9 protein-coding genes and 6 pseudogenes are annotated in these 11,366 nt (G+C 42.5%); 6 read left to right on the top strand and 9 right to left on the bottom strand.

From position 1 onward, the window contains the following. Positions 1-42 precede the first annotated feature (42 nt). The 4 genes and pseudogenes from JCM19033_RS24950 to JCM19033_RS03175 form a co-directional block, all read right to left on the bottom strand. Positions 43-486, bottom strand: coding sequence for a S16 family serine protease (locus JCM19033_RS24950; RefSeq protein WP_269757941.1), 444 nt, complete (start codon positions 484-486; stop codon positions 43-45). After that, on the bottom strand, positions 441-881 hold the full coding sequence (locus tag JCM19033_RS24945; RefSeq protein WP_269757940.1) for a PDZ domain-containing protein: 441 nt from the start codon (positions 879-881) through the stop codon (positions 441-443). The genes JCM19033_RS24950 and JCM19033_RS24945 overlap by 46 nt, the downstream gene beginning before the upstream one ends. Beyond that, the gene (locus JCM19033_RS24940; protein WP_269757939.1) at positions 866-1,102 is read right to left on the bottom strand and encodes a hypothetical protein; all 237 of its coding nucleotides are present in this window, start codon (positions 1,100-1,102) and stop codon (positions 866-868) included. Before JCM19033_RS24940 ends, JCM19033_RS24945 begins: the two co-directional genes overlap by 16 nt. After that, positions 1,092-1,890, bottom strand: a pseudogene (locus tag JCM19033_RS03175) (patatin-like phospholipase family protein). The gene JCM19033_RS24940 and the pseudogene JCM19033_RS03175 overlap by 11 nt, the downstream one beginning before the upstream one ends. 143 nt (positions 1,891-2,033) lie before the next feature. On the opposite strand from JCM19033_RS03175, the pseudogene ylbJ reads away from it, so the two are divergent. Continuing rightward, positions 2,034-3,253 (top strand): annotated as a pseudogene (gene ylbJ / locus JCM19033_RS03170) (sporulation integral membrane protein YlbJ). Positions 3,254-3,286: 33 nt separating this feature from the next. Here the strand turns inward: ylbJ and coaD are convergent. Beyond that, positions 3,287-3,778, bottom strand: a complete 492-nt coding sequence (coaD, locus tag JCM19033_RS03165; RefSeq protein ID WP_054635242.1) for a pantetheine-phosphate adenylyltransferase — start codon at positions 3,776-3,778, stop codon at positions 3,287-3,289. Between the two features lie 10 nt (positions 3,779-3,788). Beyond that, positions 3,789-4,366, bottom strand: a pseudogene (rsmD, locus tag JCM19033_RS03160) (16S rRNA (guanine(966)-N(2))-methyltransferase RsmD). A 408-nt stretch (positions 4,367-4,774) separates the two neighbouring features. Here rsmD and JCM19033_RS27910 point away from each other — a divergent pair. Beyond that, positions 4,775-5,162 (top strand): annotated as a pseudogene (locus tag JCM19033_RS27910) (methylthioribose kinase). Between the two features lie 135 nt (positions 5,163-5,297). On the opposite strand, the gene JCM19033_RS03150 reads toward JCM19033_RS27910, so the two are convergent. Beyond that, on the bottom strand, positions 5,298-5,573 hold the full coding sequence (locus JCM19033_RS03150) for a YlbG family protein (RefSeq protein WP_054635241.1): 276 nt from the start codon (positions 5,571-5,573) through the stop codon (positions 5,298-5,300). Between the two features lie 170 nt (positions 5,574-5,743). Between JCM19033_RS03150 and JCM19033_RS03145 the strand changes: the two genes are divergently transcribed. Beyond that, a complete protein-coding gene (locus JCM19033_RS03145) occupies positions 5,744-6,064 on the top strand; it encodes a hypothetical protein (protein WP_054635240.1) in 321 nt (106 codons plus the stop codon). 47 nt (positions 6,065-6,111) lie between these two features. Here JCM19033_RS03145 and JCM19033_RS03140 read toward each other — a convergent pair whose 3' ends face one another. Together JCM19033_RS03140 and JCM19033_RS03135 are read right to left on the bottom strand one after the other, a co-directional pair. Beyond that, positions 6,112-6,378: a hypothetical protein gene (locus JCM19033_RS03140; protein WP_054635239.1), complete on the bottom strand. Its 267-nt coding sequence runs from the start codon at positions 6,376-6,378 to the stop codon at positions 6,112-6,114. Positions 6,379-6,697: 319 nt separating this feature from the next. Next, on the bottom strand, positions 6,698-7,480 hold the full coding sequence (locus JCM19033_RS03135) for an SDR family oxidoreductase (RefSeq protein WP_054635238.1): 783 nt from the start codon (positions 7,478-7,480) through the stop codon (positions 6,698-6,700). Between the two features lie 462 nt (positions 7,481-7,942). Between JCM19033_RS03135 and proB the strand changes: the two genes are divergently transcribed. The 3 genes and pseudogenes from proB to proC all read left to right on the top strand — a co-directional run bounded on the left by proB (position 7,943) and on the right by proC (position 11,163). Next, positions 7,943-9,046, top strand: coding sequence for a glutamate 5-kinase (gene proB, locus JCM19033_RS03130; RefSeq protein ID WP_054635237.1), 1,104 nt, complete (start codon positions 7,943-7,945; stop codon positions 9,044-9,046). A gap of 21 nt (positions 9,047-9,067) precedes the next feature. Next, positions 9,068-10,335: pseudogene (locus JCM19033_RS03125) on the top strand (glutamate-5-semialdehyde dehydrogenase). Continuing rightward, positions 10,325-11,163, top strand: a pseudogene (gene proC / locus JCM19033_RS03120) (pyrroline-5-carboxylate reductase). Before JCM19033_RS03125 ends, proC begins: the two co-directional pseudogenes overlap by 11 nt. Positions 11,164-11,366: the final 203 nt, after the last annotated feature.

Below are 11,366 nucleotides of genomic sequence, written 5' to 3'. Positions count from 1 at the left end.
GACGATAATTGGAGCCTTATATATTATCCCATCCTCTTTCCTTTATAAAAGGCTGATCAACCTAGGCTCGTAGCTTTCTAAAAAGGTGATGGCATCGTCAAAAGTCTTAACCGCTACCACTTCCATTTCTGCATTGATATCCTCGGCAGCTTCCATTGCTTCCTCATAATTAGAGATTTCTCCTAAATCATCGTCAGGGGCAAAGAAAACATCTATACCGGAATTCTCAGCAGCCACTACCTTTTGCTTGATACCGCCAATCCTTCCTATGTTCCCATCTTCATCAATGCTTCCTGAGCCTGCTATGTTCAAGCCCTTGGTTATGTCTCCCTCAGTCAATTGATTATAAATTTCTAAAGAAAACATCAGTCCTGCTGAAGGCCCTCCAATAGCACCGGCTTCAATATTTGTCTCCGGCTCGAAGGTGACTTCTCTATCGGTTACTGGATACATAATCCCAAGGCCTGCTCGCTCTGTATCATCCATGTCAGATGGAAAAGTATCCATTTTACAGTAACCTCTATTTCCTCATTTTCCCGGACAACAAGAAGGTCCACTTCATCTCCCGCTTCTTTTCCATCCAGGTTCCCATGAAGGTCGTCTAGTGTGTTTATACGCTGGCCGTTAATTTGCTGAATCAGGTCGCCTCCCTCTAAATGATTGGCAGCATCCATTTCATCGATCACTTCGGTGACTCTAACCCCTTGATAATCAATATTGACTTCATGACCAGCTTCCCGGTAGGCGACTATTTTTGCAGCTTCCTGAGAGTCTGTCATCAGCATCGTCTGCCTATGAAAGTATTCCTCATCTGTTTCCCCGCTCCGCAGAAACAGCTCTTCATGGAGCAGCTCCCGGTAGTCACTCATTTGTGCCCACATATACAAGGAAGATTGGCCCTTCTCTGCCTGACGGTTGTTAAATAAAACTGACCTTCTTCTCCATACCCTTCTGTCACTTCTATCATGTCAGCTAATGCAACAGCTTCTCCCGGCTGTGAATAATAATAAGGCAGAGGAATTTGATAGACAGCCAGCAAAGCAATAATTAGAATAACAGCAATCCAGCTTCTGGAAATCCCCCTTTTTTTCTTAGATTCCATTGTTTTTCTCCCTCCACTTCGTCAGCATTTCTTTGATGTGGTGAATCTGCCCTTCAGCTGCTTTTTCGCCAAGGGCGATTAATTCATTAACTTCTTCAAAGACAATCGAATTATAATACTTAGTAATGGGACGAATCATGATATCTGCTTCTATTTCTCTGTATTGTAGCAGTTGTCTGCCCATAATTTCCATGCTTTGCATAATAACGTCATAAATAGAAGAAATTTCAGTTTCCCTCTCATAAAAAGAAACGTCAACTGCTATCGTTAGATCCGCTCCCATTTCTTTTACAACGCTGGCAGGAACCTGTCTATCACCCTCCGTCTACGAGAAGTCTTCCATCTATTTTCTCAGGAATGAATATACCGGGGATAGAGATGCTTGCCCTGACTGCATCAGCCACTGGTCCTTCCTTAAACACGACACGCTCCCCGCTTTTCAAGTCGGTCGCTACAATATGGACTGGCACTTTTAAATCTTCAATATTTTTCTGCTTAGAAAGCATATAAATAAGTTCTTTTAACCGTTTACCAGTAATCAATCCCATTTTAGGAACAGTGAAATCAATATAAAACTTCCTTCTAAACATCACTGCCATCTTTTCCATATTTTCAATGCTGTGACCTGCTCCGTACATCGCTCCGACCAAAGCTCCCATACTGCTTCCGGCCACAAAATGAATAGGAATCTCATGTTTAAGAAGTGTTTTTATGACACCAATATGGGCGAAACCTCTCACTCCTCCTGAGCCTAGAGCAAGTCCGATCAAAGGTTGTTGTTTTTCCAAAAGGCCAGCACTCCTTTTACAAAAAGGATATGGTTCTACTTTACGCCAGTCCGCGTATATTGATTACAAAACATGTCCAATTTTTGGTTGAAATAAGCTGGGATTTTTAATCTTACTTATTTTCCAGCGAAGGAGGCAAGCATTTGCAAAGAGCAAAAGCTCAGTCACTTTTACTCGCAGCAGGGGCCGTCTCTGTCGCGGTTTCTTTGATGGTGTTTCCAAAACAATCTTTTGAAGCTTCCCTTAGAGGCCTTACAATGTGGTGGGAAGTGGTGTTCCCTTCCCTGCTTCCATTTTTTATCCTTTCTGAACTGTTGATCGCCTTTGGAGTAGTCAGCTTCCTTGGAGCCATGCTTGAGCCATTAATGAGACCTTTGTTCAGAGTGCCTGGAACGGGTGGGTTTGTCTGGGCCATGGGCCTAGCGTCAGGGTACCCGGCCGGAGCGAAGCTGACAGTAAGGCTGCGGCAGGAAAATATAATTTCAAAAACAGAGGCTGAACGCTTGTATCCTTTACTAACTCCTCAAATCCATTATTCATTATGGGGGCAATAGCTGTCGGTTTTTTCCATGACCCCCAATTAGGGTTAGTGTTAGCCGCTGCCCATTACCTGGGCAATCTTTGCGTAGGACTTGTCATGCGTTTCCACGGAAGTAGTGAGACGTCAGGATCATCTTCTACCCCACCAAGCACAAAAATTTCCCTTAGTTATGCTGCAGACCTTCTGCATAAAGAAAGAATGAAGGATACGAGACCTTTTGGGAAAAAGCTTGGGGATGCTGTCCGCTCATCCATCGATACGTTATTAATGATCGGCGGGTTTATTATTTTATTTTCTGTATTCAATGAGCTTTTGCACCTCGTAAATATTGCATCACTTCTTGCTTCTGCATTGGCTGCTTTCTTTCTCATTTTAAAGCTTCCCCCTGACTTAAGCCTCCCTTTTATATCAGGATTATTTGAAATCACTTTAGGGGGTCGGCTGGCAAGTGAAACAACAGGCGCCAGTCTGAAAGAGCAGGCTGTCGTTACAAGCTTTATCCTTGCTTTCAGTGGGTTTTCCGTACAGGCGCAAGTGGCCAGTCTCTTAGCTGAAACTGATATTCGTTTTAAACCTTTTTTTATTGCCAGAATATTTCACGGATTCTTCGCTGCAGCTTTGGCTCTTTTATTATGGGAGCCTCTTTATGAGAGCAAGGAAGCTGCTGTTGAGCAGTTCATTCCTGTCTTTTCACCTGCAGATTCCACTGCCTTATACTCATACTGGGAAACTTTCCTGGCGTGGGGAGGCTTATTTACTTTTATCATGCTGGTCGTCTATGTTTTTCTTCGGGCCAGGAAGCTTTTTCTGTACGCTCGCTGAGTATAAAAACGGCACTCCTTGCAGAGTGCCTTTTCACCTGTTCTCATTAGCAAATTTCTTAAGCAGCTCCTTTTCCACCACGGTAGGAACCAATCCGGAAACATTCGCTTCGTATTTAGCCACTTCTTTTACAATACTTGAGCTTAAGTAAGAGTATTGGTTGTTTGTCATCATGAAGAAAGTCTCTATATCGGGGTTAAGCTTTCTATTAATGGAAGCAGCCTGCATCTCGTATTCAAAATCAGAGACTGCTCGCAACCCCCTTACAATTGTCCTTGCCTCTTTTTCTTTCATATAATCAACGAGCAAGCCATGAAAGGAATCGATTTCTACATTCCCCATTGTATTTGTAGCTTCTTCAAGCATTGCCACTCGTTCATCTACAGAAAAAAAGGGTGTTTTGCTTCGATTGTGAAGCACAGCTACGACCACGTGGTCAAAAACTTTTCCACTTCTTTCTATAATGTCTAAATGGCCATTGGTCACAGGATCAAAACTCCCTGGATACACCGCAATACTTGCCATTGTGCCACCTCTATTCCTCTTCGTTATTTTGCTGTAATCCAAGATAAGAGAAAATACTTACCTTTGTATCTCCGTATTTATCTTCATGCTCCATTACTACGTTTTTTATTTTAGCTGGCAATTGTACGTTTGCATCATGCTCACAGACAATAAGGCAGCCGGGGTTTAATAATTCATATTCTAAAAACAGCTCTATTTCCTGTGCCAGCTTTTGACTCGCATAAGGAGGATCTAAAATATGACGTCAAATGCTGCGTGCCTCTTTGCTAAGGCTTTTAGGGCTCTGTGCGAATCATTTTTATATACTTCGGATTGATCCTCAAACCTGCAGGCCTTTAGGTTTGAACGGAGTGTTTGCAGAGCCTGTCTGGATGAATCTATAAAAATCATATGCTCCAGCCCTCTGCTGATCGCTTCAATTCCAAGGCCGCCGCTTCCTGCATACAGGTCCAGACCTCGCCCGCTTGCAAAATATGGACCGATCCTGTTAAAAATAGATTCTTTAACCTTATCAGTCGTTGGGCGTGTATTTGTGCCTGGTACAGCTTTTAAGGGCTGTCCTTTTCGTGTTCCTGATATTACTCTCATAGCATGCCCGCCTTTATCTGCTGTCATTATTATCCTATATAATCCTAACATAAAAAGGGAAAAACCTTAATTCATTCAACTAAGGACCTGTTACCGTCAAATTTTCTTGTTTTCTTTAAATCGTGTATAAAAAATTCCGCCCCGGTTTATAATGTGGATAGCAGCATGACCCCATGTTGCTGACAACCGCGGAGAAGACTTACGTTTCCCCATAAGTTCTTCCTCCGGTTTCTCCTCTCCCATTGCTTGCTTAATATGGCAGGCGCCCCCCACGCTTCGGCGCAGGGGGTTTTTTTATGGCTGCGGACCCATCCATGTAATCTAATCCCTTTCTTTCTGAAGTGAGAAAGCAGTGGTATGCTTAGTTATGTAGAACTAGATAAGCAAATAAAAAGGAGAGACAAGGATATGATACAGCGATTTATCGAGCTTGGAGAAGGCTACGCGGATATTTATGAATGGCTTTCGCTCGTTGAAGCGAATAGCATCGTGTAAAATACATATTAAGATTAGATACGGAAATTAACAACCGAAATGTGTCTTCCATTGCCGCTGTGTTCACTCCTTCAGGGGAGAACCACTTTCAGCCGGTATATATATGCAGGGAAGGTCTTTTAAATCCTGAACATAAATCTACCAGCGTTTTGACATGGTCTATAAAGCAGCCAGCTCCCTTAACAAGAACATTATTCCTTTATCGGTCAAACCATCCAGTATGTTTCCAGAAAAAGAGTTATATTATCAATATTTAATAGGCATCTTACGAATGAATAAGTATCTTACTCCTCTTTCTTAGCAGTCAAAACTGATTGCATACAGGTCCATGTTGTGCAAAAGAGGAACATAGAAAATAGTAAGCTCTTTTCTCACTCACCACCCCATGACGACCCGCCTCCCACGCATTAAAAAACCCCCGGAACAATTCCGGGGGCTACAATCCCATGTTATAGTCATAGGATTTAACCTTATCTGGTACTTTGCTTTGATATTCAGTACTCACATAAGGACGCATCGATGGTTCTACTTTTTTAACATAGTGAAGTGATTCTATTTTCTTCGCTGTTTCATCTGTATCTTCTTTATTACAATAGACGATTGCGTATTTCATCTTTTTCGAAACATAATGAACGTTGCCAAATTTTCGCAGCTGCCGGACATGTTTCAATGAACGCAGCCAGACGGCCAACCCTTGACGTTCTGTGATCATGGCATGCCCGCTCCTTTGTACGTATGTTTGCTCCTAGTCTAGCATGACTTTTACAAAACGGCAATATCATACAGTAATTTCCATAGTTGTTCTTTCTTTTATTATTGAAGTACGTCTTCTACTATGTGTATTAGATCTCTTTACCTATCCAAGGAAAGGAGCAAAAGGTAATGGAAGAAGCATGGAAACGTTTTTTTATCTATCTTCATGAAAACCATCCTTCTATACATATTCAACGAAAAAAGATAGCTGGCACCAATTTCCTTTATGTTGAAGCTATACACCGGCAAAGTCTAGTTGAGGAAAGCCTAAGAAAAGCAGCTGCGTATGCAGCCAAAGGAAAGCTGCTGACTACTTTTTTAACTTTCGTACGCATGGATGAGCCTTCAAACGAATATGTCTATTCCCTTCGCTTTCAGGTTCCAATGCAGAAAAGATTTTGCTGTGGAAAAGGGTGTGTAGACTGTGTTCGTTTTCAAAACGGCCCTTAAACATGAAACAGCTGCTTTCCTGCCACCAGGCAGAAAAACAGCTACTCTTAAAAGGCCAGGACAACAGCCGTGACTAATGAGCCTGTTCCAATGAGAAACAATACACCATTAATAATTTTTAGATGCTTATTTCCTTTTTCATGAAGATAATATAAGGTAAGAAACACTGCCACACAAACAACGATGAATAAGGAACCTATCACTGCATCCCCAATAGCATATTGTGTAAATTGAAGCATAATCGCCACGCACCATAAAATGGCTAAGCCAATTCCTACCCATGTAAATAATTTCCTTGGTTGAATTTTCGGCACCTCCTACGTTTCCTCGCTCTTTATTTTAACAAACACACCTGCACCTATGCATTCTTTTCCCTCGTAATGTCCTCTTTTTGTTAAAATAATGTGTAGTTCTAACAAAGAAGGGTGAAAAATGAATGATATCTTCCCCATAAAAAATTAAAAAACATCCTATACCCAAGGATCCGGCGATGACTTCCTTCCTTTTACCAATGAAGAACTAAAGCATATGGCCTCTGTTATTAAAGAGCAGCAGCTGGTCCTTGACCTAAGCCTCCATGAATTTGCCTATGATGTTGTTTACCGGAGAGTCGGCGGCAAATCCTGACTGATTTTATTTTTGTTTAAACTGCTTTCCGGCAGCTCTTTCCAATAACCTCGGTGCTACTCCATAAATCTTTGCCCCTGCGTTCATCCACAAAGGGAGATTCATTTCTCTCTTTGGCTTCTTAATAAGCTTTAGGGTTTTTCTTGCCACCTTATCAGGAGACAACATAAATTTCTCAACATTTTTTTCATAGGTGCCTTGTTTATCTGCTTTCTCAAAAAATGGGGTTTTTATCGGGCCGGGATTAACGGCGCTTACAATGATTCCATCGTCCTCCACTTCCATGCGAAGACTGTTTGTAAAGCCAAGAACAGCATGCTTCGTTGCAGAATATACTGCTGATTTTGGGGTCGCAATTTTGCCGGCCTGAGAAGAAATGTTTATAATGTGACCTTGTTTTCTGGCTGTCATAGAAGGAAGTACAGCCCGAGTCATTTGAATAAGACCGACTGCATTAACAGCAAACATCCCTTGTATATCTTCAATTGGCGTATCGATAACTTTTTCAAACAACCCATAACCTGCATTATTGATAAGAACATCGATATGCCCTTTTTCCCTCAGGATCTTTTCTATCCCTTTAATCACCTGCTCCGTTTCTGTAATATCTCCAGGAAGCACCATCGCATTGCCACCAAGCTTTATGATTTCCTCCTTTAAAGCAAGCAATTTATCTTCTGACCTTGCGATAAGGACTAGCTCCTTTGCTCCCTTTCTGGCAGCCGCACGTGCGATCCACGCTCCTAGTCCGCTTGACGCGCCTGTAATTACAATGACTTTATTTTTCATTACGATTCCTCTCTTTGCTATAGATCATTTTCTTTGCCATTTATTTTTTTATTCTATCATTTACATACCCTGAGCCCCATGTTAGTAAAGTTGAGTTTCAATTTTTTTAGGGAGATCTTGACATTTCTTCTGTTTACAACACATAATGTAATATAAAATGATCGATCAGGTGTTGAAAGGGAATAGTAGATTATCATTCAAGCGTCAGAGAATGGAACCCATAGGCTGAAAGGTTTCATCGCTGTGAAGTTTTCGAACCTGCCCTGGAGCCGTCGGGGATAAACCCGACCGTTTCCCGCGATAAGGGTAAGCGAGTGGACGTTTAGATTGCGTCAACAAAAGGTGGTACCGCGGAAAGAAGCCCTTCCGTCCTTTACTGGACAGAAGGGCTTTTTTTATTGAAAAGCATTTCAGAAGATGTCTCTTTACGAGCTGTGAAATAAAAAGAACCAGGTGATAAATGTGGCCAAGGAAAGAATTGTCATTAAAATCGGAAGCAGTTCTCTCACAAATGCAAAGGGTGGATTAAGCCGCGAAAAGCTTCAAAGGTATGTGAAAGAAATCGCTGACCTAAAACATGCAGGGCATGAGGTCATCCTCATCTCCTCAGGAGCAGTGGCAGCCGGATTTACAGAAATCGGTTATCCTTCAAGACCTGTAACCATTGGCGGAAAACAAGCAGCAGCTGCAGTAGGCCAAGGGATATTAATGCAGGCTTATACCGAAGAATTAAAAAAACATAACATCTCGGCTGGTCAAATCCTCTTGACACGCGATAACTTTTCAAGCAGGTCCCAGCACAAAAATGCCTATACAACTTTAACTGAACTCCTTCACCGAAAAGTCCTTCCTATTATAAACGAAAATGATTCCATCGCAGTCGATGAGTTAACATTCGGTGATAATGACCTGCTATCTGCTCTTGTCAGCGGACTGGTTCATGCCCAGACATTAATTATCCTGACAGATATTAATGGGATTTATGATGCTAACCCTAATGACACCCCTTCAGCCAAACGTTACCATTTCTTACCGGAAATTACCGGGGAACTCCTTTCCCAGGCAGGCTCCTCTGGGAGCAAGGTGGGAACAGGGGGCATGCGTTCTAAGCTGGAAGCTGCAAAAACCGCTCTTTCTTTAGGAGTAAGCTGCTTTATCGGCTCTGGTGAAAACGAGGGAGCGCTGATGGATATCTTATCTGGCAAAGGGGACGGTACGTATATTGGTTTTCCCGGTGCATTTATTTTAAAAAACAAAAAGCAATGGATCTCTCTCCACTCACAAGTCTCAGGCCAGGTTATTATTGATGATGGAGCAAGGGATGCTATCCTTTATAAAGGGAAAAGCCTGCTTCCGGCAGGAGTGGTAGATTTTTACGGCTCCTTTTCTAAAGGAGCTGTGGTAGAAGTTATTGATGAAAAAGGAAATGTTCTAGGTAAAGGGCAGATCAATGTCTCTTCTACTGAGCTTAAACAAATAAAAGGGAAACCGTCACAGGAAGCCCTTTATTACACAAAAACCGCGCGTGCCGAAGTCATCCACAGAGATGACTGGGTGCACAGCTAAAAAGGAAAGGATGTTTCATACATGGATGCGATTTATCAACAAGGAAAACTGGCGAAAGAAGCTGCTGCTGTGTTGGCTCCTCTTTCTACATCAATAAAAAATGAAGCCATTCAAAAGATGGCAGAACAGCTTGAATTAGATAGTGATAAGATCCTGTCTGCCAATAAAAAAGACCTGGAAGAAGGAGAAAAGAAAGGCTTCTCTTCCACTCTTTTAGATCGACTTCGCTTATCAGAAGAACGAATAAAGGATATGGCTGAAGGCATGAGACAAATTGTCGAGCTGCCTGACCCGGTGGGTGAAGAGATTGAATCCTGGACACAGCCAAATGGACTGGATATTCAAAATGTCCGTGTGCCAATCGGTGTCATTGGCATGATCTATGAAGCAAGGCCAAATGTTACAGTTGATGCCTCTGCTTTATCACTGAAAACCGGAAATGCTGTTCTTCTTAGAGGCAGTTCCTCTGCTTTTGCGTCCAATCAAGCAATTGTGTCCTCCCTCCACTCTGCTTTGGAGAAAAGCGGGCTGCCAAAGGAAGCTGTTCAGCTCGTTCAAGACACTTCCAGGGAAGCTGCATCTACCATGTTTACAATGAATGAGTATTTGGATGTATTGATCCCCCGTGGAGGAGCAAACCTGATCCAAACAGTGGTCAAACAGGCATCTGTTCCAGTGCTTGAAACGGGAGTAGGAAACTGCCATATATACATTGATGAAACTGCTGAAGAAGACATGGCATTATCCATTGCAATTAATGCCAAAACCCAGCGTCCTTCTGTCTGCAATGCAGCCGAAACCATACTTGTGCATGATAAATGGGCTGAAGACCATTTGTCTCGACTTCTTCATGCTTTACAAGATAAAGATGTCACTATCCGCGGCGATGCTAACGTACGTAAGTATGATTCAGCTGTTGCAGAAGCTACTGAAAAAGACTGGGATACAGAGTATTTAGATTTGACAGTGTCTATGAAAATCGTGGACAGTGCCGAGGAAGCGATTGCGCACATAAAAAAGCATGGCACCAGCCACTCAGAAGCGATCATCAGTGAAACCAGAGAGAATGTAGAGAGCTTTTTTTCCAATGTGGATGCTGCAGCCCTATATCATAACGCATCGACCCGCTTTACTGATGGATTCGAATTTGGCTTTGGAGCAGAAATCGGTATCAGCACACAAAAGCTTCATGCAAGAGGCCAATGGGCCTGAAAGCATTAACTTCCACGAAATATCTTATTAAAGCAATGGCCAAATCAAAGGCTAGGAGGAATAAAAATGCTGCGTAATTATCATGTGACGTTTGTGGGTGCAGGGTCTATGGCAGAATCCATTATTGGCGGCCTGCTCAGTAAAGAGCTTTTGGCTCCTGAACAAATCACTGCAACGAATAACTCAGAAAAAGAACGGTTAACGTATCTTTCAGACCAGTACGGGATTAATACAACTTCAGATAAAGAAGCAGCTGTCGGAAAAGCAAATATTGTAGTATTAGCCGTAAAACCAAAGCATGTAGAGGAAGCCATATCTGATATCCAAAGCGTTTTAGGTGAAAATCAGCTTCTCATATCTGTCTTGGCCGGCATTTCCACAGCATACATTCAAAAGCTTTGTCAAAAAGAAATCCCTATTATCCGCACCATGCCAAATACTTCAGCAAAGGTGGGAGCATCAGCAACGGCTATGACTCCAGGCAGTTTTGCTTCCAAGCAGGACCTTGCTGTCAGCCAGAGCTTGTTTCAGGCCATTGGCACTGTAACTACCCTGGAAGAAGGCAAGTTAGATGCTGTCACTGGTTTATCAGGAAGTGGTCCTGCCTATGTTTATTATATCGTCGAAGCCATGGAACAAGCAGCAAGGGAAACAGGACTTGAAGAGCAAGAAGCCAAAGAACTAATTATCCAGACCCTTTACGGAGCTTCCAAAAGACTGCAGAACACAGACAAGTCCTCCAGAGAATTATATAAAGAGGTCATGAGCCGGGGGGCACTACTGAAGCTGCCTTTGAGGTCCTTGAAAGTCATGGCGTCCAGCATGGTTTACAAAAGGCAATTGAACGCGCAGTCAAGCGTTCAGAGGAACTTGGGGTCTCCAGCAAAACACCGACCTCCTCTTGACTTCCTTCATGAAAGGCTTTGGGACATCCAAAGCCTTTTTTTACGGGACTAGTCTCTTCAGAGAAGCTTCACAAAATAGTTGAATCTTAAACTCTTCCCTCTAGAGATAAAGTTTAGTAGAATCATAACGACTGGGTTTTGTCGTGATTTCAGCCTAAGTTGCAGCTCTTTATTTATTTAAATAGGAAAGTGGAGGCAAACCT

It is taken from the genome of Thalassobacillus sp. C254 (assembly GCF_001310615.1).
The sequence above is the reverse complement of the archived record's forward strand: the minus strand, read 5'-3'. Positions and strand labels throughout refer to the sequence as shown.